This is a genomic window from Burkholderia sp. R-40 (assembly GCF_049942845.1).
GTDB classification, from domain to species: domain Bacteria; phylum Pseudomonadota; class Gammaproteobacteria; order Burkholderiales; family Burkholderiaceae; genus Burkholderia; species Burkholderia ambifaria.
Genome location: NZ_CP187968.1, coordinates 1,630,497 through 1,656,957, shown reverse-complemented (window position 1 = coordinate 1,656,957; position 26,461 = coordinate 1,630,497). Strand labels below are relative to the sequence as shown.

Here is a 26,461-nt window from a genome sequence, read left to right as displayed (position 1 = left end):
CGCTAGGACGCATCGCGCGACGCCCGGCCAAAAAAAATCGAAGGTCCGCATCGCTGCGGCACCTTCGACCGAACCTGCCGTTCCCGGAGTGGTCGCGCCAGCCCGTCGGCTTCTTGCGTATATGGGGGCCTAAACGGCGGAAAAACAGTTGTCGACGAACAGCTGGGTACCGTTGACGAAGCTCGATTCGTCGGACGCAAGGAACAGCGCGGCCGCGGCCACTTCCGACGGCTCGCACAGCCGGCCCTGCTGCACCGCGATGGCCGCCTCGGTCGCGTCCACGCCCATCGCCTGCAGATCCTTCAGCTCGCGCATCCCGTGCGGCGTGCGGATGAACCCGGGCGCCAATGCGTTGCAGCGGATGCCGCGGTCGCGGTATTCGACGGCGATCGCCCGCGCGAACATCTGGCATGCGCCCTTGGTCGCGTCATACAGCACCTCGCCGGGCGTCGCGAAGACGGCCGAGATCGACGACGTACACACGATGCTGCCGCGCCCTTTTTCCAGCATCTGCGGCAGCACCGCCTTCGTCATCAGGAACATGCTCTTCACGTTCACGCCCATCAGCCAGTCCCATTCCGACTCCTCGATGTCGAGGAACGGTTTGACGATCAGCGTGCCCGCATGATTGAACAGGATGTCCGCGTTGCCGTACTGCGCGCGGGCCGCATCGACCGCGCTCTGCACGTCCGCCTGCTTCGACACGTCGGCTTGCAGGCCGATCGCGTGCAGGCCGGCATCGCGCAAGCGCGACGCGAGCGTGTCGGCCGCGTCGCCGTCGCGGTCGATGATCGCCACCTTCGCGCCCTGCGCGGCGAACAGCTCGGACGCGGCGGCGCCGCATCCGCCCGCGCCGCCGCTCACGATGGCGACCTTGCCGGCAAGGCGACCGTCAATCTTGGCATTCATGCGTCGTTCTCCAGTGTGATTCGTCAGGATCCCTCAGCTGAACAGGGTCCGAAGATGATCGTTGAGGAAACGGCCTTCCGGGTCCACGCTGCGGCGCAGTTCGCGGAACGCCTCGGCCTTGGGGAACCAGCGGTCCACGTCGTCGCGGTTCGTGAAGTGCAGCTTGCCCCAGTGCGGACGCGAGCCGTAGTCGCGCAGGATGTCGTCGACATCCTTCAGGAACGGCCAGTAGTCGACGCCGTTCGGACCGCCCGAGCACGAGATGGTCACGCTGTCCTGGTGATTGAACGGGCTGATCCATGCCGGATCGCCCTTCGTGAAGCGGTACTCGACCGGGAAGATGCAGTCCCGATGCTTCGTGAGGATCAGGTCACGCACGCGGCGCAGCGCTTCCTTGCCGTGTTCGGCGGGCACCGCGTATTCGAGTTCGTGGAAGTTTGCGATGTAATGGATCGCGTAGACCTCCGAGCTGTACGCGATCTTCTCGTGCTCGCCTTCGTGGTACGTGCGCGCGTCGGTGACGTCCATCACCTTCACTTCGCACACGTCGTAGTCCTTCTTCGAATTCGACACCGCGGTGGTGTCGGGCAGGCAGTACAGGTGGCGGCTTTCGGACGTCGGGCACCAGAAGAAACCGAAATGCCGGTGCGTCGCCGCGAGTTCGTCGTAACGTTCCATCAGCGCGTCGAAGTCCTCGCGCCACACGCGCTCGTGCAGCCAGAACGCGTCGGTCACCTGCAGCGTCAGCTCGGAGACCACGCCGAACATGCCGATATTCACCTGCGTCGCGTGCAGCAGGTCGAGGTCCTGCTTGTCGCTCACTTCCATGATCGAGCCGTCGGGGCGAATGATGCGCATCCCGACCACCTGCGACGACAGATTGCTCAGCGTCGTCCCGGTGCCGTGCGTGCCCGTCGCCAACGCACCGGCTATGGCCTGCGAATCGATGTCGCCCTGGTTGACGAGCGAGAAGCCGATTTGCTTCAGATGCTGCGTGACCGCGTTGATCCGCGTGCCGGCCTTCACCGTCACGCGCTTCTGCCGCTCGTCGACCGCGACGATGCCGTGGTAGTCCTTCAGCGACAGCAGCAGGCCGCTCGTCGCGACGATGGGCGTGAACGAATGCCCCGATCCCGCGCAGCGGACGTTCTTGCCCCGGCTCGTCGCGGCATGCACCAGCTCGGCAATCTCCGCCTCGCTGGTGGGCGCCGCCATGTGCGCGGCGACGCACGACTGATTGCCGACCCAGTTCCGCCAGAATCCGCCACGTGGAAGCTCCATCAACGTCTCTCCTGAAGTGCGCGGGCCGGCCCCGATGCCGGCGCGATGCGTCGTGTTCACGCCAACGATATTTCGCCGGCCGGCTTTGCACTATCGGATTTCGGCAAGCGAGGGTTTTCTCCGGGGTTTTTTGACCGGCGCGTGCAGCGACTACAATGAATCGATCCGCCCGCTCCCCTCCCGACTCCGATGACGCCGTCTGCCGATCCGAGCGATTACTCCGGCGCGCCGCCGCTCGCGCGGAGGGTGACGTTCTGCGCGTTCACCGACGTGGAGGAGCAGGCACGGATCTTCGACGGCTGGCACCTCAACTACACGCAGATCTCGGGCGGCCGGTTTCATGGCTCGTCGTCCATCGTGTCGCTCGGCGGCATCCGGCTGCTGGTCGAAGACCTCGACAAGGTGATCCTGCAACAGGGCGCGGTGCCGTCGGATCGTGTCGCCGTGGCCGTGCCGCTGGAGCTCGAAGGCCATGCGCGCATGTGCGGCGAAAAGAGCGGGCGCGACAGCCTCCACGTGTTCTCGAGCCAGCCCATGTTCGAGTTCTATTCTCCGGACCGGCATGTGCTGGTGAACGTCGAGATCGCGCCCGACAAGCTGTCGACGCCAGCGCTGCGCACGTTCGCCGCGTCGCTGCGGGCCCGCACCTTCGCACCGCTGATCCCGATGACGGCCCAGGTCGCGGATCGCCTGCGTCACCTGCTGCGCCATGCGATGGCCGCGGCCGCGAAGAGCACGCCGGCCGACGACGTGACGACGCAGGATCGGATCGAACTGCTCGAGCGGACCGTGCTGTATGCGATTTCCGAAGCGATGACGATGCCCGCGCCGGACGCGGAAGCCCTCGCGACGCGTTCGACGAAGTACTGGTCGCTCGTCAACGCGGCGCAGGCGCGGCTCCAGGATGCGTCGACGTGCCCGCTGTCGATCGCCGAGCTGTGCGTGCAGCTCGGCATCAGCCGGCGTACCGTGCAATACGCGTTCCACGACACGCTCAATCTGAATCCGATCGCCTACCTGCGCGCCGTTCGGCTCAATCACGTTCGCCGCGAGCTGCGGCTCGGCGGCCCGGTGACGTCGGCCGCGACGAAGTGGGGCTTCTGGCACCTGAGCAGTTTCGCGCAGGACTATCGCGCGATGTTCGGCGAGTTGCCGTCGGCGACGGCGAGGCGCTACGCGCAGCGGGAAGCGTGAGCGTCGATCGTGCGAGGCGTGATGCGTGACACGTGACGCGGCTTCGCGTTACGCGCGTGCGTGCCGAACCTCCATGAAGAAAGCCGCAGCCGAACGTGCGCCGCGGCAGGTTGAAAGCAAATCGCCGCCGCGGTTGGGCAGCCGGCACCGAACCGGCACCGGCCACCCTCCCGCGCACGAACTCACTACACCGTCACTCCTGCTGTTCCTGCTGCGCCTGCACCTGCCGCTGCTGGATGAACTGCCGCACATCGCTCATCGTCACGCGACCGGTGTGTTTCGCATCGATCTCGTCGAAGTGCTTCGCGACGAACCCGAGTCCGCTGCTCTGCGCCTGCGCTTTCGTCACAGCCGCACCGTTGCCCAGCACCGTGTTGCCGCCGAGCCGGGCATCGACGCGCTTCTGCGCCTGCTGCTGCAGCGTCGCGCCGGTCGACGGCAATACGGGCGCCACGCGGGTCGACGGAAAGAACGGACCGTCGACGCCGTGGCCGCCGTGCGGCAGCTTCACCGGGGCCACCGCCTGCGGCGGCAGCGCATGCGCGGCGCTCATCACCGCACCGAGGACGATCAACGAACACATACGTCGCATCAAGTTGATTGGAGACATGATCACTCGCATTCAATGGATGAATAGAGGGTTCCTTTTCGCAAGGAGTCCGTCGTTTACGGTGCCGCTGCCAGCGAAGTCGCGGCCGTCGCGCCCGGCGTGCTGCCGGTCGGCGTGCCGGCCGGATTCTCGTCCGGCCACGGCGGCGGCAGGGTCTTCAGCGTCAGCGCCGTCGGAATCCGCGCGCCCTTGTAGAACGTCGCCAGGTCGCGCTTCATCTGCGGACGCGCCACGTCATCCAGATACGTCATGTGTCCGCCCTGGAAGAAGTTCACCTGCAGCTTCGGATTCAGGCCCTTCACCGTCTGCAGACGGGCGAGCTGCTTCTCCGTGTTGAAGAACGGCGTGGCCAGATCGTGGAGGCCGTTCTCCGCGAGCACCTGGAGCTTCGGATTGAGCTGCAGCGCGCCGAGCAGATCGGGGATCGTGTCGGGCATCGGCTGGCCGTCATGCGAGAAGTCCCACACCTGGATGATGTTGTCGTTCAACGGCAGGTAGGTCGCGTTCGGCGCGGTGTAGCCGAGGTAGTCGGGCATCTGCGTCGCGAGCGCGTTCGTGAACGGCTGCGAGATCAGGATGTCCGACGGGTCGCCGTCCGCCTGCAGCCGCGGATCGCTGTTCGGCAACGACACGCGTCCGTCGTAGCGGCCGATCGTCGTGCCGGGCACCAGGTTCGTGCCGAACGGGTTCGCGTTGAAGTAGTCGCGCAGCGCCTGTTGCGTGAGGCTCGACGGGATCGACCACAGCTTCAGCGTCGCATCGCTCGGGAACACCGGCGTGCCGAGCGCATCCGGAATGCCGAGCTGGCTCAGCACCCACGACTGCGAATACTTCTGCAGCTGGTTGTAGATTAGCGTGGTGAACAGTTCGGTCTGCAGTGCATACAGGAATGGGTTGACCGGCGCCGGCGACACCTGGTTGAAGTACGCCGCGACCGCCGCATAGCCGGGCAGATAGCCGGCCACGGTATCGGTGTCGAGCAGCAGCCCTTCGGTCGACTGCGTGATCGCCACCGCCTCCACCGCATCCGCGAAGTAGTTCAGAATCGCCGACTGCAGCACGATACCTGTGAGGTGCACGCCGGCCGATTCGAGCGCCAGCGCGAGCATGTCGGTGCGCGGCGTGCCGTACGATTCGCCGTACAGGTAGATCGGCGACGTGCCGCGGCCGTTCACGTTCAGGTAGCGCTGGATGAAGTCGCGCATGACGTTGACGTCCGCGTCGGAGCCCCAGTACTTCTGGTTGGTGTTCGGCAACACGGCTTCCGACAGCCCGGTTCCCGGCGGGTCGATGAACACGAGATCGGTGGTGTCGATCAGGCTTTCCGCGTTGTCGACGAGCGGATAGTTCGGCCAGTTGGTGCCGAACAGCGGATCGGGCGTCGCGACGCGCGTCGGCGCGAACGAGCCGAGCCGCAGCCAGATCGACGACGAGCCGGGGCCGCCGTTATAGACGAACGTGACGGGACGCGGCTTGCCGTTCGTGCTCGGCGCGGTGTACGCGACATACGACATCGACGCCTCAGCGTTGCCGTTCGCGTCCTGCGCGGTCAGGTGGCCGGTGGTCGTCGTGTAGTTGACCGTCGTGCCGCCGGATTTCCACTGGTAATGCATTACCGCAGCCTTCTCCGACACCTGCCCGGGCGCGAGGCCGTCGGTCGCGTTCATCGAATAGGCAACGGGGTCGACGTAAGGCTGGTTCGCCGCGGGCGTCTGATTGCCGGCCGCCTGCTGCGCGCCGGCCTGCTGGCTGGCGGTGGCCTGCGCGAGGCTCGACGCGCCGACCGACGACGAATCGTCGCCGCCGCAGCTCGCGAGCACCATGGTCAAGACGGTCAATGCGCCTAGCCCGGCCAGCCGGCCGCGGCGTTCGCGGCGGCTGCCGGTACTGCTCCTGTCTGGTTGCATGCCTCTGTCCTTGTGGGTCGAATATCGCTTCACACACAGGCCGCCATCGCCGGCGAAAAACGCGCAGGCACACCCGCCACTCGCGTTGCACGATCGGCAGACGGCGGTTGGGGATTGGACTTCTTCGAGAGACTGAACTTGATACAGACACAGCAAACTGCTGGCGGAGAATGATGCGGGAACGCCGCCCCCTTGCAGTTTTGACGACTTTTGTATTACCTAAATTTACGACACCACAAAAATAGGCGGTGTTGCGGCGCGTTGTCAAAGATCATTCGGATATTAAAAAATCTCCGATGATGCGAACGGAGATCAGTGTCTGGATTTTGAAAGAAAATGCGATTGTTCGCAGCCGGCACGCCCTGCGAGTGGTATTCCCCGGAATGCCGCGGCTTTGTTGCACGTTGCATAACCCTTTTCTGGCATTAGCCACGTGCGTGGGATTCCTTCAAATCGACAGGGTTATTCTTTCATTTTAATTACCTGAAGCCGATTGACGCGAATTGCTGAATAAAATCCGGCTCTATCCACGAAATACCGATTTTCAGGATGGGCGACGGAATTATTTACCCGATATCGGAATAACGTCGCTCGGCTGCGTAAGACGCGGGTTATTCACAAGGAAGAAGCAATCATTCGCCCCGCGCATTGCGGATTGCGAATTGCATTGCGGCAATCGCGCATCGGGCACGTGATGCGTGGAGAATGGAGAGGCCGCACGAGCGAGCGGCGACGCCCCCGCTCACGCGACGACGTGCGGCAACGCCGCACGCCATCATTCAAACGCTCGAACGCTCGAACGCTCGAGCGGCGATCAGCGCCCGCCGCCCGGCAGCGCGATATCGATCAGCACCGGATCGTGATCCGACGAGCGATACGCATCCGGCGCGTAGTACGTCTTCTGCTGCTCGGCCGACTTGTACGCGAGCGTATACTGCAGCGCGAGCGGCTCATCCGCGTTGATGTGCCATTCGTGCACGGCCTTCACGTGCGACGCGAGCGGCAACGATGCGAGCGCGTGATCGAGGTAGCCGGCTTCGCCGTTGTACACGTAGCTGTACGCATTGGCGCCGATCCAGCGCGACACGAGGTTGCGGTAGCCGCGCGCTTCAAGCAGGCGGATCGGGTCTTCATGCGTGTAGCTGTTGAAGTCGCCGATCAGCAGCGTGCCCTGCCCCGCGACGCCCGTCGGCGTGCCGGCGAGCCAGTCGGCCAGCTTCGCCGCCGCGCGCGTGCGCGTCGGGTTCCAGCAGCCCTGGCCGTCGCCCTGGTCGAGATCGTCGTTCGCCGCGTCCGGGCAGTTCTTCGACTTCAGGTGGTTGACCGCGATCGTCAGCGCCTGCTTGTTGCCGCCGACGCGGCGGAACGACTGCGCGAGCGGCTGGCGGTTCTTGTCGTCGATCGCGAGCGTCGACGCGCGGCCGACCGGTTCGACCGTGCGGCTGTCGTAGATCATCGCGACCGTGATCGCGTCGCCGCCGAGGCGCGACGTGCCCGGATCGACCACGCGCCAGTTGCTGCCGAGCTTCGCCGCCAGCTGGCGCACCGCGCTCAGTTCGCCGTAGCCGTTGTTCTGGATTTCCATCAGGCCGATCACGTCGGCGTCGAGCGCCTTCAGCGCGCTGACGATCTTCGCTTCCTGACGCTGGAATTCCTGGAAGCTCTTCGCGCCGCGATTGTTCGGATCGTCGAAGCCGCCGCCCATGCCGTTGCCGTTGAAGTAGTTGAGGACGTTGAACGACGCGACGCGCAGGTTCGATTTCGGATCGCGTGCCGGTGCGTTGGTGCGCGGGTTCGAGCGCGTATCGAACGTCGGCGCGGCCGCGCCGGGCAGCGGCTGCACGCGCCATGCGCCGTAGCGCACCTCGAGCACGCCTTCGACGTTGCGCACGGTGTAGCCCGAGCGCAGCGTGTTCGCGGCCGACAGTTCCGGCGCCGGATACGGCACGCTCGCCGGGTTCTGCTTGTTCGAGCCGTCGTCGAGAATCAGCCGGTTGCGTGCGTTCGCATCGATCTGCGTCTGCGCCTGCGACGGCGGCACCACGCTCGTCAGCGTGCGCAGCCGGCCGTTGCTTAGCATCGTGCTGCCGTAGCGGCCGAGCTCGTAGTTGTCGGTGACGGTGAGCGTCTGCGGCAGGCGCACCAGCATCCCTTCATATGCGGCGAATGCGCTCGGGCTGTCGACCGGCAGCGTGAGCGTCGCCGGCGTGACCGTCTGGCCGTTCGCGCACACCGCGATCGCGCCCGACAGCGTGAGCTGCGTCTGCCCGTATTTCTCCTCGACCTTGCCCGTCACGTGCACGAGATCGCCGGCCTTCGCGCGTACTTTCGGCGCATAGACGAACAGGCCTTCGGACACGCCCGGTTGGTTGCGCCGCTGCGGGTCCGCCTGCTGGACGAAGAAGCCGCCGAAGCCGTCCGTGCCGCCGAAATCGGCCGTGACGACCGCTTCGATCGACGCGTTCTGGCCCGCGAGCGGCGACGGCGCGCCCGGCCCCTGGATGTCGGCGATCGGCGTCGTGCTGCCGCCGCAGTTCGGGCTGACGGGAGCGGCGGTCGCCGCGAGGACCGGTGCGGCAAGCGTGGGCAGCAGCAATAGCGGGGCAAACAGGCGGATTGTCGAGCGCATGACGGGGAATCCCGGTTGTGAGGGTGGCGAAAGCTTAGCGGCGCTCGGTGACAGTTTTTAGTAACCGGAAGACAGGTATATGTAATTGCCGGTATCGCTGCGCGCTCGCGCTCGAAAAGCGGGAAATCGTCCAACAAACGCCGGCCCCGTTCCGACGATTTCCCGCTGCCGGCGTCACCACCCAGCCAGCCGCGACGCTAGACCGTCCCCGGCAATGCGCTCGACACGAGTACGGCCGCCACCATCAGCACGCCGGCGAGCACGACCGCCTCGATCCGCAGCACCGCGCCGAACCCGCGCAACGCGACGACCGGCATCGCGGCCGCCGGATCCTTCAGCGCGGCCAGCAGCTTCGGCATCCCGAAGAACCGGTTGTGTCCGCCGAGCGCCGCCGCGATCAGCACGAGCGCGAGCTTGAGCAGCAGGATCTGCCCGTACGTCGATGCGAGCAGGTTGTCCGGCGTATCGACGCCGCGCCAGCCGTTGTAGGCACCGGTCGCGAACAGCACGGCCAGTGCAAGCGTCGACGCATCGGAAAGCGACTGCACGAACGACGCGCCGGTCGTGCGCTCGCTCGCGGGCATCCCGGTGAATCGCGGCATCACGCCGAACGCCGTCACGAGCACGAGCCCGACCCACGCGCTGATCGCCAGCAGATGCAGCCAGTCGACCCACACCGGCACGCTGAACAGCCCCGCGTCGACCGGATGGCCGCCGTTGCTGCGTGCCAGCGCGACGCATGCGAGCGCGGCCCAGATCGCGAACGGAAAGCGCGTGTCGGTCGCGCGCCGAACGAACGACAGGATCACGACCGCGAGCATGAACACGGCGCCGGCCAGCCACGCATGACCGAACCCCGTGCCGGCGAGCATCGCGCGCACGGACGGCCACGCGTCGAGCAGCGGCACTTCGCTCATCAACGCGCAGTGCGCCCAGAACGCCGTGATGCTCGCGAGCAGCGACACGACGGACGCACCGCGCAGCGTCGCGAGGAGCCGCCGCGCGATGCCGTGCTGCCACGCCGACTCGCCCCGCGCGAGCCAGCGGCTGCCGAGCAGCGTGCCGACGACGACGGCAAACCCGGCGTTCTGGATCGCCACGGCAACCAGCCGCAGCATGCCGACGAAGCCTTCGTTCACCCTTTCACCTTGAACGTATAGGTGCCTTTGGTGCGATGCGCGTCGGCCGTCATCGCCACCCATTGCACCGTGTACGCACCCGGCGCGAGCTTCGGCATCGCGACGGTCATCACGCGCGGCGTCGCCGGATCGACCTTCGCGCTGTCGTGCGCGACGGGCTTGCCGTTCGCGTCCGACACCTTCACCGAACTGAAGGTGGGCTCGAGGTCTTCGTTGAACGCGAGCCGCAACGTGTCGGGCGCGGTGTCGACCGTGCTGCCGGTCGCGGGCGTCGCGCTCTCCAGCTTGCCGTGCGCCCAGGCCGCAACCGGCGCGGCGGCGATCAGCGCGCCGGCCGCGACGAAGCGGACGCCGCGGACGAACCGCGTGAGCATCGTGATCTTCGTGTGCATGTTCCGCCCCGGCATCACGGCTTGCGCAGTTCGACGACGGTCAACGCGCCGTCCACGTCCTCGGCGACGAAGTCGATCTTGTCGCCGGCCTTGACCTGCGTGAGCATCGCCGGGTCCTTGACCTTGAACACCATCGTCATCGCGTCCATCCCGAGGTTCTCGAGCGGGCCGTGCTTGATCGTCAGCTTGCCCGCGGCCGTGTCGACCTTGCGGATCTCGCCGTGCGACATCTTGCGCGTCGCGTCGGCGCCCTGCTTCGCGTTGCCGCCCATCTCCATGCCGGCCATGTCGCCGGCCGCGTACGCCGCCGTGGAAAACACCAGCACGCAACCCGTTGCAATCGAAACCAGTCCCTTCTTCATCATGCCTGCTCCATCCAGAGTGAGTGAAATGAAACCGGCGGCCGCACCGCGCGGCCACCGCTTGCCACTGTTGGCCGCCGCTCAGCCGTCCGGCAATTCGCCGGTGTATTCGTAGGCGACGGTGCCCTTCGGATGCCGGAACCAGCCCGGATCGCGATAGTCGTTGCGGCCGAGCCCCTGCCGGACCTTCAGCACCGTGAACATGCCGCCCATCTCCAGCGGCCCGAACGGCCCGGTGCCCGTCATCATCGGCAGCGTGTTGTCGGGCAGCGGCATCTCCATGCCGCCCATCGCGCCGCCGGTGCTGCCCATCGCCATGTAGTCGGGCACGAGCTTGCCGATGCGCTGCGCGAGATCCTTCTGCGGCACGCCGATGAGGTTCGGCACCTGATGGCCCATCGCATTCATCGTGTGATGCGACTTGTGGCAATGGAACGCCCAGTCGCCGGGGCGATCGGCGGTGAACTCGATCGCGCGCATCTGGCCGACCGCGACGTCGGCCGTCACCTCCGGCCAGCGCGCCGCCGGCGGAATCCAGCCGCCGTCGGTGCCGGCAACCTCGAAGCTGTAGCCGTGCAGGTGGATCGGATGATTCGTCATCGTCAGGTTTCCGAAACGAATCCGCACGCGGTCGCCCGCCCGCACCGGCAGCGGGTCGATGCCCGGGAACACGCGCGAATTGAACGTCCACATGTTGAAGTCCGTCATCTCGTTCACGCGCGGCGTGTAGCTGCCCGGGTCGATGTCGTACGCGGAGAGCAGGAACACGAAGTCGCGATCGACCGGCATCGTCGCGCGGTCCTTCGGGTGCACGATGAACATCCCCATCATCCCCATCGCCATCTGCACCATCTCGTCGGCGTGCGGGTGATACATGAACGTGCCGTGGGCCTCCAGCTGGAACTCGTAGACGAAGGTCTTGCCCGGCGGGATATGCGGCTGCGTGAGGCCGCCGACGCCGTCCATCCCGTTGGGCAGCCGCAGCCCGTGCCAGTGGATCGTCGTGTGCTCGGGCAGGCGGTTGGTCACGAAGATGCGGACCTTGTCGCCCTCGACGGCCTCGATCGTCGGGCCCGGCGACTGGCCGTTGTAGCCCCACAGGTTCGCGTTCATCCCGGGCGCCATCTCGCGCACGACCGGCTCGGCCGTCAGGTGGAATTCCTTCCAGCCGTTCTTCATCCGCCACGGCAGCGTCCAGCCGTTCAGCGTCGCGACGGGCGTGTACGGACGGCCGTTGGGCGGCACGAGCGGCGGCTGCGTGCCGGCCTTCGCCATCGTGGGCGCTTCGGGCAGCGACGCGGCGCCGGCCTTGCTGACCATCGCCGCACCGAGCAGCGCGGCGCCCGAGCCGCTGAGAAATTGTCGACGGGACACCATGTCAATGACCTTCCGGATGCGTTGCGGGCGCCGGTTGCGCCACGGGAGAGGAAGCCGGCTGCGGTGCAGCGTCGGGTGCGGATGCGGCCGGCGCGGCCGCGCGCGGCGCCGGCTGCGAGGTCGGCTGCGAGGTCGACTGCGGCGCCGGCTGCGAGGTCGGCAGCCGGCCGCCGACGGCCATCTGCAGATCGGTTTCGGCGAGCCAGTAGTCCTTCAGCGCATCGATGTAGCCGTTGACCGCGCCGACCTGTTCGCGCGCATCGGTGAGCAGCTCGAACACGCTCGCGAGCATCCCGTTGTAGCGCAGCAGCAACTCGTCCGAGATCGTCTTGCGCAGCGGCACGACTTCGTCGCGATAGTGCGTCGCGACGTCGTAGCTTGTCGTGTACGCCGCGTACGATTGGCGCACTTCCGAGCGGGCGTCGATCGCGGTCTGCGCGAGCCGGTTCGCCGACTGCATGTAGACGGCCTCGGCCCGCGCGACCTTCGCGCCACCCCAGTCGAACAGCGGAATCTCGACGCTGATCTCGTAGCCGTGCTCGTGCCCCTTGTCGGTCTCGTAGTTGTTCACGTAGCCGAGATCGACCGCGTTGACGAAGCGCGTCGCCTTGCTGAGTCCGAGCGACGACGCGACACCCTGCGTCTGCAGCTTCGCGGCCTGGATGTCGAGACGGTTGCTCATCGCGTAGCGTTCGAGATCGGGCAGGTCCGGACGCGACTTCGGCAGGTCGGGCAGACGCTCGGGCAGCGCGTAGCGCGTGCGCTCGCCCCACAGCCCCATCGCCCGTGTGAGCTTCTCGCGTGCGGCCACGGCCTGCTGCTGCGCCTTCGCCTGCTGGGCGACCGCGTCCGCATGGAACGCCTGTTCGCGTGCGTAGTCGAGCCGGCTGAAGTTGCCGGCCTGGCGCATGCGCAGCGCGAGTTCGGCGGCGGCGCTCGCGGCGTCGCGCACCTGCCGCGCATAGTTCGCGGCCTGTTCGGCGGCCACGGCCTCGACATACGCGCGGCGCGCGTCGGCCGCGACCTTCAGCATCGCGTCGGCCGTCTCGAGCTTGGTCTGCTCGAAGCGGCGGCGTTCGATGTTCGTCGCGAGCGGCAGGGTCAGCAGCGCGAATACGTTGGCCGAGAACGTGCGGCCGAGGCTCAGCTCGCCGTCGCCGGCCCGCGTGCGGCTGAACGAGAAGCGCGGGTTCGGCAGCCGGCCGGCCTGCACGAGATCGGCCTCCGACAGCCCGAGCGCCGCGTACGACGCCTGCAGGCCGCGGTTGTTCAGCAGCGCGAGCTGCACCGCGTCGTCCATCGACAGCGGTTTCGCGAGCAGTTCCTTCGTGCGCGCGTCGACGGCGTCGCGGTCGGCGTCGGTCCTGACGATCACGGCGTCTTTCCCGATCCGCTCCGATGCGGCGGACGACACGGCGTCGAAGCCGCCGTCCTTCGAGAACGTCGTACAGCCGGCGAGGAAGGCCAGCACGAGCGCGGTCGCGCCGATTCGCGGTGACATCGCAAGTCTCGTCATTGCGCGGCCTCTCCGTGCATCGAATGGGCCGCTCCGCCCGCCGTGTTTTCGGGCTTCGCGCTTCCGGACTTCGCGTGCCCCTTCGCGGGCCGCTCCATCACGTCGCGATTCAGTTGTTTCCAGCCCGGGCCTGCATCGTCCCGATACCGCACGTAGCCGTCGAACGCGGACGGCACGGCGACGTCCGACACAGGCGCTGCGGCATCGGCCGGATCGGGACGCGGAGTTTGCGCAGGCGCGAGCGACGGCACGAGGGCCGCCGCGCCAAGCAGCGCCGCAATGATCAATCGCATGGGTGTTTCTCGTCGTGTGTCGTGCGACGGGCATCGAATGACCGCCGGCACGGTTTGCGGATCGCGGCCGGTCGGCCGCGGAAGAGGGCAAGGACTAGACGGGAAGCCGGCGCGGCGGCCGCTCGATGCCGCCGGTCAGGAACGACACGACGACCGGCGACGGCGCGAAAGCGACGAACGCGATACCGATACCCGACGCCACGGACGCCGCGGGTGGATCGGCCATGCCGGTGCCGAAGCAGCAGGCCCCGCACGACGAACACGACGATGCATGTCGTGCGTGGTCGTCGTGCGCATGCTCGCCACCCTGCGCGCTCTGCATCGCAAGCGACGCGGCCGGATGATCGGCGCTCGCTTCATGCTCCCCATGCGGCACGGCAGCGGCAGCGCCCGCGCACTGCATCGACACGGTCGCGAACGACTGGATCGGCAGGCTCAGCGCCAGCAGCACGACGAGGATGAATTTGCGCCAGTACGACATGGATGCGGAATCAGGCAGGCTACGACCGGATGAACGGGAGCGACACCGCGACGGCGCGCTCCGGACACAAGACCACCGCAGCTTATCGCCGCCGTCGTGACGACGACATGGCCGAAACATGACCGGTTTTTCATGAAACGCGGGCGTCGCACGGCGAGCGCGCTTCATGACAATTCCGTCATCCGCCGGTCATCTTTCGCGCACGCGCGGCGCCCTAAGCTCACGCGTTACACTGACCGGCTGAAATCACGGATGAATCACGAACGGCCTGCTCCACCATGCGGATACTGATAGTCGAAGACGAACCCAAGATGGCGTCCTACCTGCGCAAGGGGCTGGCGGAGGCGAGCTATACGGTCGATGTGGCCGAGAACGGCAAGGACGGGCTGTTCCTCGCGCTGCACGAGGATTTCGATCTCGTCGTGCTCGACGTGATGCTGCCCGAGCTGGACGGCTTCGAGGTGCTCCGGCGGCTGCGCGCGCAGAAGCAGACGCCGGTCCTGCTGCTGACGGCGCGCGATGCGATCGAGGACAAGGTCACGGGGCTCGAGCTGGGCGCCGACGACTACCTGCTCAAGCCGTTCGCGTATGCGGAGTTCCTCGCCCGTATCCGTTCACTGCTGCGGCGCGCGCCGCGCAATGCACGCGACTTCCTGCAGGTCGCCGATCTCGAGGTCGACCTGATCAAGCGCCGGGTACGGCGCGCGGACAACCGCATCGACCTGACCGCGCAGGAATTCGCGCTGCTGCAGCTGCTCGCGGAACGCGAAGGCGAGGTGCTGACGCGCACCTTCATCACGTCGCAGATCTGGGACATGAATTTCGACAGCGACACGAACGTCGTCGATGCGGCGATCAAGCGCCTGCGCGCGAAGATCGACAACGCGTACGAGAAGAAGCTGATCCACACGATCCGCGGCATGGGTTACGTGCTCGAGGATCGCTCGTGACCGGCGGCCCCGCGCCGTATTCGCTGCTCCGGCGCCTGACGCTCGCGTTCGCCGCCGTCGCCGCGCTCGTGTTCGCGCTGACCGGCGCGTACCTGTATCGCTCGCTGTCCGCCGAGCTGACCCGGCGCGACGACATCGAGATCGCCGGCAAGCTCAACCAGTTCCTGCAGCTCGCGCGCTCGAGCGGGTCGACGGCGGCATTGCGCGCCGATCCGGCCGTCTTCCATGAAGTGCTGCTGTCGCATCCGGGTGTCTATCTCGGCATCTACGACGCCGCGAACCGTCCGCTCGTCGAACACACCGACGAAGCCGGCAACACGCTCGCGTCGGTGATCGCGCGGCCGCGGCCGGCCGACGCAGCGGCCATGGCAGCGAGCCCGTTCACCTGCGCGCCGCCTGGCATCGGCACGTCGCGCTGCGTGCGTGCGCGCGCCACGCTGCCATCGGGCGAAACCATCCAGGTCGCGCTCGCGCGCACGGCGACCGATCGTCAGTCGCTGCTGGAAAGCTATCGCGTCGACATCTGGCTCGCGGCCGCCCTCGGCGCGCTGCTGGTCGGCGCACTCGGCTACGCGGTCGCGTCCCGCGGCCTGCGCCCGGTCGAGAGTCTCGGCCGGCAGACCTCGCGCATCGAGGCACACAACCTGAACGCGCGTCTCGATGCACGCGGCGGCCCGGTCGAACTGCACGAGCTGGCCACGTCGGTCAACCGGATGCTCGATCGGCTCGAGCGCGCGTTCGTGCGGCTGTCGCAGTTCTCGTCCGATCTCGCGCACGACATGCGCACGCCGCTCGCGAACGTGATCAGCTCGTCGCAGGTCACGCTGTCGCGCGCCCGCACCACCGAGGAATACGAGGCGCTGATCGATTCGAACATCGAGGAATGCGAACGGTTGCAGCGGATGATCGAGAACATGCTGTTTCTCGCGCGCACCGACAATGCGCGGCAGCACCTGAAGACCGTCGAACTCGATGCGGGCGCCGAGCTGCGCCGGCTCGCGTCGTATTTCCAGGCGCTGGCCGACGAGGCCGGCGTGCATCTCGCCGTGCAGGGCGAAGCGCCGGTCGTCGCGGACGCGACGCTGTTCCGGCGCGCCGTCAGCAATCTCGCGTCGAATGCGCTCGAACACGCGCAAGCCGGGTCGACGATCGAGCTGACCGTATCGACGCGGCCCGGCTACGCGGTCGTCGAAGTCACGAACCGGGGCGCCGCGATTCCGCCCGAGCAGATCGAGCGGATCTTCGAGCGCTTCTACCGGATCGATTCGTCGCGACACGGCGCGGCGCGCAACGCCGGGCTCGGGCTTGCGATCGTCAAGTCGATCATCGAGCTGCACCGCGGCAAGGTCGAGGTCGAGAGCCGCGACGGCCGCACGACGTTCGCGCTGTATTTCCCGGCCCGCGCTGCGTGACACGCGCGTGACGCCCGCGCACGCCGATTGCTTCCCCGCTACGGCATGCGCATCCGCTGTCGCTCGACCTGCCTTTCCGAATGAAAGGGTGTGGCCGCACAAGCTTGCCGAAAGCGGCCGGCTCGGCTAGACTGCCCTTCGTCTTTGGGGAGTAGCCTGCTTTCCATCCCCCGGAAAGCGAACACGTCAACATACTCGGCCTGCGGCCGTGGCGCGTTCGGCCGAATCGGTCTGGCGAGACCATCGACGCATCGCGCCGCTCCTGGTCGGACGTCGGCAGATGCGTCATGGTTCGTCCACGTCCGACCACGGAGTCCCCATGTTCCTCGTTGCCTGTCCTTCGCGTTTCATCCGTTCCATGACCGCCTGCATGCCTGCCTGCGGAGGTGCCGCATGACGTTGATGCTCGTCGAACTGGCGTTCATGCTGATCGTCATTCTGGTCGCCGCCGAGTTCTTCACGAACGCGCTCGAACATCTCGGCGAACGGCTGAAGATTTCCGAAGGCGTCACCGGTTCGCTGTTCGCGGCCGTCGGCACCGCGCTGCCCGAAACGATGGTGCCGCTGCTCGCGCTCGCGGGCGGCACGTCGAATGCGGCCGTGAACGAGGAAATCGGCGTCGGCGCGATTCTCGGCGCGCCGCTGATGCTCGCGACGCTGACGACCTTCCTGATGACGATCGCCGTGATCCGTTCGCGCGGCCTGACCGGCACGATCAAGCCCGAGCGCACCGGCTTCGTGCGCGACCTGAACTACTTCATCGCCGCGTTCGCGCTCGCCACCATCGCGATGTTCGTCCCGCATCACGTGTGGGGCATCCGCGCGCTGCTCGCCGCGATGCTGGTCGGCATCTACGTGCTGTATGTCGTGATGACGTTCCGCGCGTCGACGCAACTCGTCGATGCCGGGCACGGCACCGAAGCGCCGCACGCGATGTTCCTGTCGCGCATCGGGCTGCCCACCAACCTCGCGACCATCGCGCTGCAGCTCGCGATCGGCGTCGCGCTGCTCGTCGGCGGTGCGAAGGGCTTCATTCACGGCGTCGAAGGCGTGTCGCACGTGCTCGGCATCTCCGCGCTGCTGCTGTCGCTGATCATCGTGCCGATCGCAACGGAGTTGCCCGAGAAGGTCAACAGCGTGCTGTGGATCCGCCGCAAGAAAGACACGCTCGCGTTCGGCAACATCACCGGCGCGATGGTGTTCCAGGGCACGCTGCTGCCGGCGATCGGCATCATGCTGACGCCGTGGGAGCCGCGGCCCGAAGTGCTGACCGGCGTGATCATCACGCTCGCGGCGGCGGCGTGGCTGCGCGTCAATGCCCGCGCGCACGGGCTCGCGATCTGGGCGTTGCTCGCGAACGGGGCTGGTTACGTCGGCTATCTGTTCGTGACGCTGACGCGCTGAAACGCGACATCGCGCACGATCGGGCAACGTCGGGCGCATCCACGCGCCCGACCGCGGCTCACGAAGCCGCATCGTGAGCCGCGGCCGTCGCTGCCGGCGGCTGCGCCGCCCGCATTGCCGCGCTTACGATGCCTTCTCGAGCCTGACGATCGTCAGCGTGCCGTTGACGCGCTCGACGCGCACCCTCACCTTGTCGCCCGCATGAACCTCGGCGAGCATCGCCGCGTCCTTCGCCTTGAACGCCATCGTCATCGACGGCATGTCGACGTTCTGCAGCGCGCCGTGCTTCAGCGTAATTTTGCCGCTCGCGGCATCGACCTTCTTCACTTCCGCATCGGTCAGCGCCGTGCCCGATTCGGCCGCGCCGCCGGACGACATCTTCATGCCGGACATCTCCATGCCCGACATGTCGCCCGCGGCAAGCGCGGGTACGGCGAACGCCCCGGTCGCGAGAGCGGCGGCGGCAGTGACGATCAGTTGATTCATCTTCATCGTGATTCTCCAGTGGGGTTGGACGGCACGTTCATGCCGTGAGGAACTGCATCGGAGTGCCGCCGGCGGCTGGCGCTGCGCACCCGACGGCGCTGCCGCAAAAGCCATGCGGCGGGAATGACGAACATCGACAGCAGCGGTGCGGTGACCATGCCGCCGACCATCGGCGCGGCGATGCGCTGCATCACTTCGGAGCCGGCGCCGTGTCCGATCATGATGGGCACGAGGCCGGCAAGCACGACGGCCACCGTCATCGCCTTCGGCCGCACGCGCAGCACCGCGCCTTCGCGAATCGCATCGAGCAGCACGGCATCGGTCAGCGGCTCGCCGGCATCGAGGCGGCGCCGCAGCGCGCCCTCCAGGTACAGCAGCATCACCACGCCGAACTCGGCGGCCACGCCCGCCAGCGCGATGAAGCCCACCGATGTCGCGACCGACACCGCGTGGCCGAGCGCCCAGACGAGCCAGAAGCCGCCGACCAGCGCGAACGGCACTGTCGACATCAGCAGCAGCGCATCGGCTGCCGAGCCGAACGTGAGGAACAGCAGCACGAAGATCACGGCGAGCGTAACCGGCACCACGGTGCGCAGCGTTGCCGCCGCGCGTTCGAGATATTCGAACTGCCCCGACCATGCGATCGAATAGCCGGGCGGCAACGCGACCTGCTGCGCGACCGCCTGCTGCATCGCGCGAACCGCGGTGCGCAGATCGGTGCCGCGAATGTCGACGTACACGTAGCCGGACAGCCGCGCATTCTCGCTGCGGATCATCGGCGGCCCGTCGGCGATCACGACGCGTGCGACGTCGCCGAGACGAAGCTGTGCGCCCCGTGCGGTGACGACCGGCAACTGCCGCAGGTTCTCGAGCGAATCGCGAATCTCGCGCGGATAGCGGATGTTGATCGAAAAGCGCTCGCGCCCCGCAATCACCTCGCCGACGTCCTCGCCGCCGATCGCCGACGACACGACCGACTGGATATCGGCCACCGACAGCCCGTAGCGCGCGGCCGCGAGCCGGTCGATGTCGACGTCGATGTAGCGTCCGCCGTTGAGCCGTTCCGCGAGCGCGGACGTGACGCCCGGCACGTGCTTCACCACCGCCTCGACCTGCGTCGCGATCGCGTCGATCCCCGGCAGGTCCGGTCCGGAGATCTTCACGCCGACGGGCGTCTTGATGCCGGTGGACAACATGTCGAGCCGGTTGCGGATCGGCGGCACCCACACGTTCGACAGCCCCGGCACCTTCACCGTGCGATCGAGCGCGTCGACGAGCTTCTCGGGCGTCATCCCCGGCCGCCACGCGCTGCGGGGCTTGAAGCGGATCGTCGTTTCGAACATCTCGAGCGGCGCGGGATCGGTCGCCGTATCCGCGCGCCCCGACTTGCCGAACACCGTTTCGACCTCGGGCACGGTCTTGATCAGCCGGTCGGTCTGCTGCAGCAGCTCGCTCGCCTTGTCGGCCGAGATGCCCGGCAATGCGGTCGGCATATACAGCAGGTCGCCCTCGTCGAGCGGCGGCATGAACTCGCCGCCGAGCCGCGACACCGGCACGGCCGTCAGCAACAGCGCGACGACGGCAACACCGATCGCGAACCACGGGCGCCGCAGCGTCGCTTCGAGCAGCGGCCGGTACACGCGGATCAGCACGCGGTTGATCGGGTTCGCGTGCTCGAGCGGAATGCGGCCGCGCACGAGATATCCCATCAGCACCGGCACCAGCGTGACCGAGAGACCGGCCGCGGCGGCGATCGTGTAGGTCTTCGTGAACGCGAGCGGCGCGAACAGCTTGCCCTCCTGCCCTTCGAGCGAAAACACCGGAATGAACGACAGCGTGATGATCAGCAGCGAGAAGAACAGCGCCGGCCCGACCTCGGCGGCCGACGCCGTGACCAGCTCCCAGCGGCGCGCGGTCGTGATCGGCTCGCCCGGATGCGCATCGCCGTATGCCTCCAGATGCTTGTGCGCGTTCTCGATCATCACGATCGCCGCGTCGATCATTGCGCCGATCGCGATCGCGATGCCGCCCAGCGACATCAGGTTCGCATTCACGCCCTGATAACGCATCACGATGAACGCAGTCAGCACGCCGAGCGGCAGCGCCAGGATCGCGACCAACGCGCTGCGCAGATGGAACAGGAACACCGCACAGACGATCCCGACGATCACGAATTCCTCGATCAGCTTGTCCCTGAGGTTGTCCACCGCGCGCTCGATCAGCTGCGAGCGATCGTAGGTCGTGACGATCTCGACGCCGGGCGGCAGCGAGCGCTTCAGCGCGGCGAGCTTCGCCTTCACCGCGTCGATTGTCGTCAGCGCATTCTTGCCCGAGCGCATCACGACGACGCCGCCCGTCACCTCGCCCTGGCCGTTCAGTTCCGCGATCCCGCGCCGCATCGCGGGGCCGACCTGGATGCGCGCGACGTCGCCGAGCAGCACCGGCGTGCCCGCCTCGTCGGTGCGCAGCACGACGTGCCGGAAGTCGTCGAGCGTGCGCAGGTAGCCGGACGAACGCACCATGTACTCCGACTCGGCCAGCTCGACGACCGAGCCGCCCGATGCCTGGTTCGCCTTGCCGAGCGCGTCCGCGACCGCCGCCTGGGTGATGCCGTACGCACGCAGCTTGTCCGGATCGAGCACGATCTGGTACTGGCGCACCATCCCCCCGATGCTCGCGACTTCCGACACGTCCGGCACCGCCTTCAGCTCGAATTTCAGGAACCAGTCGTTGAGCGCGCGCAGTTGGCCGGGGTCGTGGCGGCCGGTGCGGTCCACAAGCGCGTACTCGTACACCCACCCGACCCCGGTCGCATCCGGCCCGAGCGACACGGTCGCGCCCGCGGGCAGCCGGCTCTGCACCTGGCTCAGGTATTCGAGCACGCGCGAACGTGCCCAGTACGGGTCGGTATGGTCGTCGAACAATACGTAGACGAACGCATCGCCGAACGACGAGTACGCGCGGACGGTTTTCGCACCCGGCACGCCGAGCAGCGTCGTCGTCAGCGGGTAGGTCACCTGGTCCTCGACGATCTGCGGCGCCTTGCCCGGGTACGACGCCTTGACGATGACCTGCGTGTCCGACAGGTCGGGCAGCGCGTCGAGCGGCGTCTGCCGCAGCGCATGGACACCCCACGCCGCAAGCAGAACGGTCGCGAGCAGCACCAGGAAGCGGTTGCGGACGGACCAGCGAATCACGTGCGCGATCATGGCTTGCCCCCCAGCGGATCGACCTTCGTCAGCCGGTAGCCGTCGTCGCTCTGCACGAACGCGAAGCGCGCCGTCTGGCCCGGCTTCACGTCCGGGAACGCGGTCGCGGACGGCTTGCCGAAGGTCATCGTCATCGCGCCCCAGCCGAGCGCGGGCACGGGCCGATGCGAGAACGTGATGTCGTCGGCCGTCACGCTTTCGACCTTGCCGGTGGTCTCATACGTCGTCGACGCCGCCTTCGGTGCCGACGCGGGCGCGGCCCCGCTCGCGCCGGCGCCGGCGCTGCTTGCCAGTCGCGGCAGCACGGACTTGAGGCTCGCTTCGGAATCGATCAGGAACTGCCCCGATGCGACGACCGTATCGCCGTCGCTCAACCCGGCGAGCACTTCCGTATCGCTGCCGACGTCGTTGCCGAGCGTCACCGTCACCGGCTGCAGGCTGCCGTCGCCGCGCTTCACGATCACGATCGTGCGCTTGCCGGTGGCGATCACCGCCTCCGACGGCACGAGCAGACGCGGTGCCGCCTTCGGGTCGGCGACGCGTACGCGCATCAGCATGCCGGGCGTCAGCTTCAGCGATGCGTTGTCGATCTCGAGCCGCGCCTGCAGCGTTCGGCTGCTCGTGCTGATGCCCGGCAGGATCTCGCGGATGCGACCCGCGAAGTGCCGCGACGGATCGCCCGCGAACGTCGCGTCGACCTGCATCCCCGGCTGTACGTTCAACGCCAGCGCTTCGGGAATCTCGACGATCAGCCACAGCGTCGACAAACCGGAAATCCTCGCGAGCGTCTGCCCCGGCGTGACCATTGCGCCGTCGCGCACGTTCAGCTCGCTGACGACGCCGGTTTCCGGCGCGGCCAGTACGACGTGGGTCTGCACGCGGCCCGTGCGATCGAGACTCGCGATCATGCCGTCCGGAATTGACAGCGCGCGCATGCGCGCGCGCGATGCGTCCAGCAGGTCGCGGTCCATCCCGCCGCGCTTCAGCGCCAGGTATTCCTCCTGCGGCGCGAGCCAGTCCGGCACGTACAGCGACGCGATCGGCGCGCCCTTGTCGATGCGCTGCATCGGCGCCCGCGCGTACAGGCGATCGATGTAGCCCGTCACGCGCGACTGCACGACGTCCGTGCGCGCCTCATCGAACTGGGTGGTGCCGACCGCATCGAATCCGCCGGCCGCTTCCTGACGCCGGACGGCCGCATAGCGGATGCCGAGATTCTGCTGCAGGCCCGGATCGATCCGAACGCCCGACGTGCCGCCGCCTTCGTCCGCATAGACGGGTTGCAGCTGCATGTCCATGAACGGCGACTTCCCCGGCTTGTCGAAGTGCTGGTTCGGCACCATCGGATCGTGCCAGTACAGCACCTTGCGTCCGGACGTCGGGTCGGATCTGGCCGGCGACGCAGCGGCGGCCTCTGGCGCCGCGCTTGCCGCACGGCGTGCGCCCGCGACGTAACCCGCGCCGACGAGCGCCACGGCGGCGCACGCCAGCAGGACGGCGCGGACGAGCGTTTGCTTCGTCATGTCGTTCTCCTTCATTGTGCGGCGGCGAGGGTCGGCGGCACGACCTGATATTCGAGCCGCGCCCAGGTCTGCGAAACCTCGCGGCGAACATCAAGCACCTGCAGTTGCGCATCGAGTTGCGCGCGGCGCACGGCGAACGTGTCGGCGAGCGACCCCGTGCCGGCGCGGTATGCGGCGTCGGCAAGCTGGACGCGCTGCTCCGCGGCCGGCAGCAGCGCGTCGCGCAGGTTCGCGATCCGCGCGCGGCCGCTCGCGAGCGTTGCCGACTGCATGCGGATATCAGCCTGCACCTGGCGCAGCGTGTCCTCGTACATCAGCCCCGCTTTCGTCGCGAGCGCAGCCTTCTCGGCGACGTCGCGGTTCTGCCGGTTCTTGCGGTTCAGCGGCAGCGGGATCGTCACGCCGAAGGACACCATGTTCGAATACGCGCCGCCCCGCTGCTGGTACGCGACTTCCCACGTCCAGTTGGGGCTGCGCTCGCTGTTCGCCACCGCGGTGTCGGCTTCGGCGACGGCAATGTCGCCCGCCGCGGTGATGAGCGTCGGCTGCGACAACCTCAATTCATCCGGCGGCAACGACGATACGAACGATTCCGCGGCCGGCGGCGTTCCCGCGACGTCGTCGACGGGCGCGGCGGTCCAGCGCGACAACGCGATGCGCGCGGTCTGGTAGGCCTCCTGCGCCTTCAGCAGCTGATCCTGGGTCTGCGCGAGCATCGCCCGCGCCTGGACGACGTCGCCCGCACCCGCCTTCGCGCCGCGATACGACGCCTTGATCGCCTCGAGCTCATGGCTCATGTGATCGAGCAACACCTGCTGAAGCGCAAGCGCCTGCTTCGCGTAGATCGCGTTCAGCCACGCCGCGGCCGTCTGCTGACGCACGCTGGCGAGTTGCGCGAGATAGCCGGCGCGCTCGCGCCCGACCTGTTCGTTGGCGAGCGCCGTGCGCAGGCGCCGCTTGTCGCCCGACACCCATTCCTGTTCGATGCCGATGCGGCGCATCGTCATGAAGTCCTGGCCGACTGTGAATCGCTGCCCGCCGTTGACCGGCAGATTGTCGATGCCGGCCTTCAGCAACGGGTCGGGCAATTGGCCGGCCTTGACTGCTGCCTCGGAACTGGCTCGCACGGAAGCCTGTGCGGCCTGCATCGACGCGGAATGTTCGGTGGCGGACTGCAGCGCGGCGTCCAGCGTGACAGGCGCCAACTGCGCGTGGGCGGCGCCCGCAACCAGCAGCGCCGCGCCAAGCATGGGCGCGCGCCGACGCGCACGCCGCGCGTGCGGCGTGCAGAGATCGAATGACATGGTGTAACCCCAAGTCGGAACCCGAATGGGCTCCACGTCCTGAATGCAGGACGAACCTCACCGCCTCGGCGGTGAACCGGTCAAATCGGGATCAATTGATGCGGGGTGGGCGCCACAACCCGTTCGGGTCGCGGATCGGGACGGACTGCGCGTAGTGGAAGACGATCGTACTGGTGAATGCAGCGGGGCGGCCGACGTCGGCACGAGCGGCGGGGTGATAGAGACTGCCGAACTGACACTGGGCGGTCAGCTTGCAGGCCATGCCTTTCGCTTTCGCCTTGGTGCTGTCGGCGGCCGATGCCTTCATCGAATCGCAGCCGCTCATGTCGGCGGACATGCTCATGCCCGCGTCCGCATCCATCGACATCGTGGACTGCATCGGACATTCACCGGTCAGCCCGCTGGCTGCCAGCCCACTGACGGGCAGCACCGCGCAAAGCAGCAGCAGGATGAAGGTCCGAAGCCATTTCATGGCGGCGATTATAGCGCGGCGAATGGCGGCGGGGCCGGGCGATATGTACGGCTTCGTACGTCTCCCGGGCCGCCCGGCTCGCTAGCTGGTCAGGCCGTCCGCGGCGAGCACCTGCTGTACGGCCGGCCGGGCCCGCACCCGCTCGTACCACGCGCGCAGGTTCGCATGGCGGCTCAGGTCGATATCCGCGTTGTACACCGAGCGCATCCAAGCGGCCTTGCCCCAGCCCGTCACCGCGAACAGGTACGCGTCGGCGATCGTGAATGTGTCGCCCGTCAAGTACGCGTTGCCGTCGAGCTGCCGGTCGATCCACGCGAAACGACCGTCGAGCTTCTGCCGCACCGGCTCGACATATTTCCCCGCCTGCACCGCATATAACAGCGGAATGAAGCCCTTGTGGATTTCGGTGCCGACAAAGTTCAGCCACTCCATCACCCGATAGCGTGCGAGCGTGCCGTACGCGGGCGCGAGCGCCGCTTCCGGGCGTCGGTCGGCGAGATACTGCGCGATCACCGGCCCTTCGCGCAGCATCGTGCCGTCGTCGAGTTCGAGCAGCGGCACGTAGCCGAGCGCGTTGACGTCATGGAAGTCGCGGCCGTCGTCGATGCGATGCTTGCGCGCGTCGACCGTGACGATCTGCGCGTCGAGGCCCGCTTCGCGCAGCACGATGCGGATCGCCTGCGAACAGCTGCCGGGAGCGTGATAGAGCTTCATGCGCTTTCCTGGGTTGGTTGGTGGTTGGACTATCGATTCGTCGCGACGCGGGCGCTAATATCTCGCATCTGCGCGACGCGCGAAAGACGGCAGTCGTTTGTGCCGTAGTCACAAAAAGGTTACCTATCAGGGCCAGCAGCATGAAAACGAGTGCGACAGGATGTTCGGTGGAAGAGGCGATGCGCATGCTCGGCGGCCGCTGGCGACTGCTGATCGTGTCGTATCTGCTCGACGGGCCCAGACGCTTCAGCGACTTGCGCCGCGACATGCCCGGTATCTCGCAACGGATGCTGACGCTCGATCTGCGCGCGCTCGAGGAAGCCGGCTTCGTACGGCGCACCGTGTATCCGGAAGTGCCGGTGCGCGTCGAGTACGATCTGACCGCGGACGGCGACCGGCTACGGCCCGTCGTCGAGGTCATGCGCGAATTCGGGTTGTGGCTGAAGGCGCGCGATGCGCACTGCGGCGTCGCGACGCAAGCGGCCCTGCACAATTGACTCAACATCAGAGAAACATCATGGAACTACACGCCACCGTCGGCGCGGCCGCGTCCGACATCGACGACGATGAAAGCTGCGCGAACATCTATTGCCACGACGCGGAGCAGAACTATTGCTTCTCGCTGCTGCGCTTTCCGGAGGATACGAAGGTCGAGGTGATGGTGCGCGACCAGCTCACCGCGCACGTGAACGATCTGTCGGTGCGTCTGACGGGCGACACGATTGACGTCGAGCTCGACGCACGTACCGCAGCACGTCTCGACGGCCATACGCATTACGTGATCCATCTCGCGCCCGGCGAGCATGATCCGGTCGCGCTGCGCGCCGCGTTGAAGGAAATCTTCGACGGCAAGAGCGGGTATCGCGACGACAGCGCAAGCGCGTAAGCTGGCCGGCT

At 67.2% G+C, this 26,461-nt stretch carries 24 protein-coding genes and 1 riboswitch; of the genes, 6 read left to right on the top strand and 18 right to left on the bottom strand.

Features of this window, described 5'->3' with window-relative positions:
• Positions 1-129 precede the first annotated feature (129 nt).
• Positions 130-909 (bottom strand): SDR family NAD(P)-dependent oxidoreductase, encoded by a 780-nt coding sequence (locus ACP26O_RS23835; protein ID WP_175664483.1) that lies wholly within the window; start codon positions 907-909, stop codon positions 130-132.
• 33 nt (positions 910-942) lie between these two features.
• Positions 943-2,190, bottom strand: a complete 1,248-nt coding sequence (locus ACP26O_RS23830; protein WP_175664482.1) for a D-arabinono-1,4-lactone oxidase — start codon at positions 2,188-2,190, stop codon at positions 943-945.
• Between the two features lie 189 nt (positions 2,191-2,379).
• On the opposite strand from ACP26O_RS23830, the gene ACP26O_RS23825 reads away from it, so the two are divergent.
• Positions 2,380-3,384 (top strand): helix-turn-helix domain-containing protein, encoded by a 1,005-nt coding sequence (locus tag ACP26O_RS23825; RefSeq protein WP_175664481.1) that lies wholly within the window; start codon positions 2,380-2,382, stop codon positions 3,382-3,384.
• A gap of 193 nt (positions 3,385-3,577) precedes the next feature.
• Here the strand turns inward: ACP26O_RS23825 and ACP26O_RS23820 are convergent, their stop codons facing one another.
• The 10 genes from ACP26O_RS23820 to ACP26O_RS23775 form a co-directional block, all read right to left on the bottom strand.
• Positions 3,578-4,006 carry a hypothetical protein gene (locus tag ACP26O_RS23820; protein ID WP_050810674.1) on the bottom strand — a complete coding sequence of 143 codons (429 nt, stop codon included), beginning with the start codon at positions 4,004-4,006 and terminating at the stop codon, positions 3,578-3,580.
• Between the two features lie 44 nt (positions 4,007-4,050).
• Positions 4,051-5,901: a S10 family serine carboxypeptidase-like protein gene (locus tag ACP26O_RS23815; protein ID WP_175664480.1), complete on the bottom strand. Its 1,851-nt coding sequence runs from the start codon at positions 5,899-5,901 to the stop codon at positions 4,051-4,053.
• Positions 5,902-6,715: 814 nt separating this feature from the next.
• Positions 6,716-8,530, bottom strand: a complete 1,815-nt coding sequence (locus tag ACP26O_RS23810) for an ExeM/NucH family extracellular endonuclease (RefSeq protein ID WP_175664479.1) — start codon at positions 8,528-8,530, stop codon at positions 6,716-6,718.
• A 197-nt stretch (positions 8,531-8,727) separates the two neighbouring features.
• Positions 8,728-9,669: a CopD family protein gene (locus ACP26O_RS23805; RefSeq protein WP_175664478.1), complete on the bottom strand. Its 942-nt coding sequence runs from the start codon at positions 9,667-9,669 to the stop codon at positions 8,728-8,730.
• Positions 9,666-10,061 carry a copper homeostasis periplasmic binding protein CopC gene (copC, locus tag ACP26O_RS23800; RefSeq protein WP_011660121.1) on the bottom strand — a complete coding sequence of 132 codons (396 nt, stop codon included), beginning with the start codon at positions 10,059-10,061 and terminating at the stop codon, positions 9,666-9,668. The genes ACP26O_RS23805 and copC overlap by 4 nt, the downstream gene beginning before the upstream one ends.
• Positions 10,062-10,075: 14 nt before the next feature.
• A complete protein-coding gene (locus ACP26O_RS23795) occupies positions 10,076-10,423 on the bottom strand; it encodes a copper-binding protein (protein WP_175664500.1) in 348 nt (115 codons plus the stop codon).
• Positions 10,424-10,504: 81 nt separating this feature from the next.
• Positions 10,505-11,800 (bottom strand): multicopper oxidase family protein, encoded by a 1,296-nt coding sequence (locus ACP26O_RS23790; protein WP_175659788.1) that lies wholly within the window; start codon positions 11,798-11,800, stop codon positions 10,505-10,507.
• Position 11,801: 1 nt separating this feature from the next.
• Positions 11,802-13,316, bottom strand: a complete 1,515-nt coding sequence (locus tag ACP26O_RS23785) for a TolC family protein (RefSeq protein WP_175664477.1) — start codon at positions 13,314-13,316, stop codon at positions 11,802-11,804.
• Positions 13,313-13,609: a hypothetical protein gene (locus ACP26O_RS23780; RefSeq protein ID WP_175659790.1), complete on the bottom strand. Its 297-nt coding sequence runs from the start codon at positions 13,607-13,609 to the stop codon at positions 13,313-13,315. The genes ACP26O_RS23785 and ACP26O_RS23780 overlap by 4 nt, the downstream gene beginning before the upstream one ends.
• 94 nt (positions 13,610-13,703) lie before the next feature.
• Complete coding sequence (locus tag ACP26O_RS23775) at positions 13,704-14,090, bottom strand: hypothetical protein (RefSeq protein ID WP_175659791.1); 387 nt, start codon at positions 14,088-14,090, stop codon at positions 13,704-13,706.
• Between the two features lie 278 nt (positions 14,091-14,368).
• Between ACP26O_RS23775 and ACP26O_RS23770 the strand changes: the two genes are divergently transcribed.
• The 3 genes from ACP26O_RS23770 (at position 14,369) to ACP26O_RS23760 (ending at position 17,856) form a co-directional block, all read left to right on the top strand.
• Positions 14,369-15,040 carry a heavy metal response regulator transcription factor gene (locus ACP26O_RS23770; protein ID WP_012365252.1) on the top strand — a complete coding sequence of 224 codons (672 nt, stop codon included), beginning with the start codon at positions 14,369-14,371 and terminating at the stop codon, positions 15,038-15,040.
• Positions 15,037-16,452 (top strand): heavy metal sensor histidine kinase, encoded by a 1,416-nt coding sequence (locus ACP26O_RS23765; protein WP_175664476.1) that lies wholly within the window; start codon positions 15,037-15,039, stop codon positions 16,450-16,452. Before ACP26O_RS23770 ends, ACP26O_RS23765 begins: the two co-directional genes overlap by 4 nt.
• Before the next feature lie 134 nt (positions 16,453-16,586).
• Positions 16,587-16,763, top strand: a riboswitch (yybP-ykoY riboswitch).
• A gap of 82 nt (positions 16,764-16,845) precedes the next feature.
• Positions 16,846-17,856 (top strand): sodium:calcium antiporter, encoded by a 1,011-nt coding sequence (locus ACP26O_RS23760; RefSeq protein ID WP_126226469.1) that lies wholly within the window; start codon positions 16,846-16,848, stop codon positions 17,854-17,856.
• Positions 17,857-17,979: 123 nt separating this feature from the next.
• Here the strand turns inward: ACP26O_RS23760 and ACP26O_RS23755 are convergent, their stop codons facing one another.
• The 6 genes from ACP26O_RS23755 to gstA form a co-directional block, all read right to left on the bottom strand.
• A complete protein-coding gene (locus tag ACP26O_RS23755) occupies positions 17,980-18,348 on the bottom strand; it encodes a copper-binding protein (protein WP_175664475.1) in 369 nt (122 codons plus the stop codon).
• Positions 18,345-21,551, bottom strand: a complete 3,207-nt coding sequence (locus tag ACP26O_RS23750) for an efflux RND transporter permease subunit (protein ID WP_175664474.1) — start codon at positions 21,549-21,551, stop codon at positions 18,345-18,347. The genes ACP26O_RS23755 and ACP26O_RS23750 overlap by 4 nt, the downstream gene beginning before the upstream one ends.
• On the bottom strand, positions 21,548-23,074 hold the full coding sequence (locus tag ACP26O_RS23745; RefSeq protein WP_175664473.1) for an efflux RND transporter periplasmic adaptor subunit: 1,527 nt from the start codon (positions 23,072-23,074) through the stop codon (positions 21,548-21,550). Before ACP26O_RS23745 ends, ACP26O_RS23750 begins: the two co-directional genes overlap by 4 nt.
• Before the next feature lie 11 nt (positions 23,075-23,085).
• The gene (locus ACP26O_RS23740; RefSeq protein ID WP_011660109.1) at positions 23,086-24,378 is read right to left on the bottom strand and encodes a TolC family protein; all 1,293 of its coding nucleotides are present in this window, start codon (positions 24,376-24,378) and stop codon (positions 23,086-23,088) included.
• A gap of 91 nt (positions 24,379-24,469) precedes the next feature.
• Complete coding sequence (locus ACP26O_RS23735) at positions 24,470-24,850, bottom strand: hypothetical protein (RefSeq protein ID WP_105833700.1); 381 nt, start codon at positions 24,848-24,850, stop codon at positions 24,470-24,472.
• An 81-nt stretch (positions 24,851-24,931) separates the two neighbouring features.
• Positions 24,932-25,564 carry a glutathione transferase GstA gene (gstA, locus tag ACP26O_RS23730; protein WP_175664472.1) on the bottom strand — a complete coding sequence of 211 codons (633 nt, stop codon included), beginning with the start codon at positions 25,562-25,564 and terminating at the stop codon, positions 24,932-24,934.
• A gap of 140 nt (positions 25,565-25,704) precedes the next feature.
• Here gstA and ACP26O_RS23725 point away from each other — a divergent pair, with 140 nt between their 5' ends.
• Positions 25,705-26,061 carry a winged helix-turn-helix transcriptional regulator gene (locus ACP26O_RS23725; RefSeq protein ID WP_175656866.1) on the top strand — a complete coding sequence of 119 codons (357 nt, stop codon included), beginning with the start codon at positions 25,705-25,707 and terminating at the stop codon, positions 26,059-26,061.
• A 20-nt stretch (positions 26,062-26,081) separates the two neighbouring features.
• Positions 26,082-26,450 (top strand): hypothetical protein, encoded by a 369-nt coding sequence (locus ACP26O_RS23720; RefSeq protein WP_175664471.1) that lies wholly within the window; start codon positions 26,082-26,084, stop codon positions 26,448-26,450.
• Positions 26,451-26,461: the final 11 nt, after the last annotated feature.

Bases quoted from the DNA above. Each gene is read 5' to 3' on its own strand.
- ACP26O_RS23740 (WP_011660109.1), bottom strand. From the start codon at position 24,378: ATGTCATTCGATCTCTGCACGCCGCACGCGCGGCGTGCGCGTCGGCGC.
- gstA (WP_175664472.1), bottom strand. From the start codon at position 25,564: ATGAAGCTCTATCACGCTCCCGGCAGCTGTTCGCAGGCGATCCGCATC.
- ACP26O_RS23745 (WP_175664473.1), bottom strand. From the start codon at position 23,074: ATGACGAAGCAAACGCTCGTCCGCGCCGTCCTGCTGGCGTGCGCCGCC.
- ACP26O_RS23810 (WP_175664479.1), bottom strand. From the start codon at position 8,530: ATGCGCTCGACAATCCGCCTGTTTGCCCCGCTATTGCTGCTGCCCACG.
- ACP26O_RS23790 (WP_175659788.1), bottom strand. From the start codon at position 11,800: ATGGTGTCCCGTCGACAATTTCTCAGCGGCTCGGGCGCCGCGCTGCTC.
- ACP26O_RS23735 (WP_105833700.1), bottom strand. From the start codon at position 24,850: ATGAAATGGCTTCGGACCTTCATCCTGCTGCTGCTTTGCGCGGTGCTG.
- ACP26O_RS23795 (WP_175664500.1), bottom strand. From the start codon at position 10,423: ATGAAGAAGGGACTGGTTTCGATTGCAACGGGTTGCGTGCTGGTGTTT.
- ACP26O_RS23835 (WP_175664483.1), bottom strand. From the start codon at position 909: ATGAATGCCAAGATTGACGGTCGCCTTGCCGGCAAGGTCGCCATCGTG.
- ACP26O_RS23825 (WP_175664481.1), top strand. From the start codon at position 2,380: ATGACGCCGTCTGCCGATCCGAGCGATTACTCCGGCGCGCCGCCGCTC.
- ACP26O_RS23780 (WP_175659790.1), bottom strand. From the start codon at position 13,609: ATGCGATTGATCATTGCGGCGCTGCTTGGCGCGGCGGCCCTCGTGCCG.
- copC (WP_011660121.1), bottom strand. From the start codon at position 10,061: ATGCACACGAAGATCACGATGCTCACGCGGTTCGTCCGCGGCGTCCGC.
- ACP26O_RS23785 (WP_175664477.1), bottom strand. From the start codon at position 13,316: ATGACGAGACTTGCGATGTCACCGCGAATCGGCGCGACCGCGCTCGTG.
- ACP26O_RS23750 (WP_175664474.1), bottom strand. From the start codon at position 21,551: ATGATCGCGCACGTGATTCGCTGGTCCGTCCGCAACCGCTTCCTGGTG.
- ACP26O_RS23815 (WP_175664480.1), bottom strand. From the start codon at position 5,901: ATGCAACCAGACAGGAGCAGTACCGGCAGCCGCCGCGAACGCCGCGGC.
- ACP26O_RS23770 (WP_012365252.1), top strand. From the start codon at position 14,369: ATGCGGATACTGATAGTCGAAGACGAACCCAAGATGGCGTCCTACCTG.
- ACP26O_RS23830 (WP_175664482.1), bottom strand. From the start codon at position 2,190: ATGGAGCTTCCACGTGGCGGATTCTGGCGGAACTGGGTCGGCAATCAG.
- ACP26O_RS23820 (WP_050810674.1), bottom strand. From the start codon at position 4,006: ATGCGAGTGATCATGTCTCCAATCAACTTGATGCGACGTATGTGTTCG.
- ACP26O_RS23760 (WP_126226469.1), top strand. From the start codon at position 16,846: ATGACGTTGATGCTCGTCGAACTGGCGTTCATGCTGATCGTCATTCTG.
- ACP26O_RS23775 (WP_175659791.1), bottom strand. From the start codon at position 14,090: ATGTCGTACTGGCGCAAATTCATCCTCGTCGTGCTGCTGGCGCTGAGC.
- ACP26O_RS23720 (WP_175664471.1), top strand. From the start codon at position 26,082: ATGGAACTACACGCCACCGTCGGCGCGGCCGCGTCCGACATCGACGAC.
- ACP26O_RS23725 (WP_175656866.1), top strand. From the start codon at position 25,705: ATGAAAACGAGTGCGACAGGATGTTCGGTGGAAGAGGCGATGCGCATG.
- ACP26O_RS23755 (WP_175664475.1), bottom strand. From the start codon at position 18,348: ATGAAGATGAATCAACTGATCGTCACTGCCGCCGCCGCTCTCGCGACC.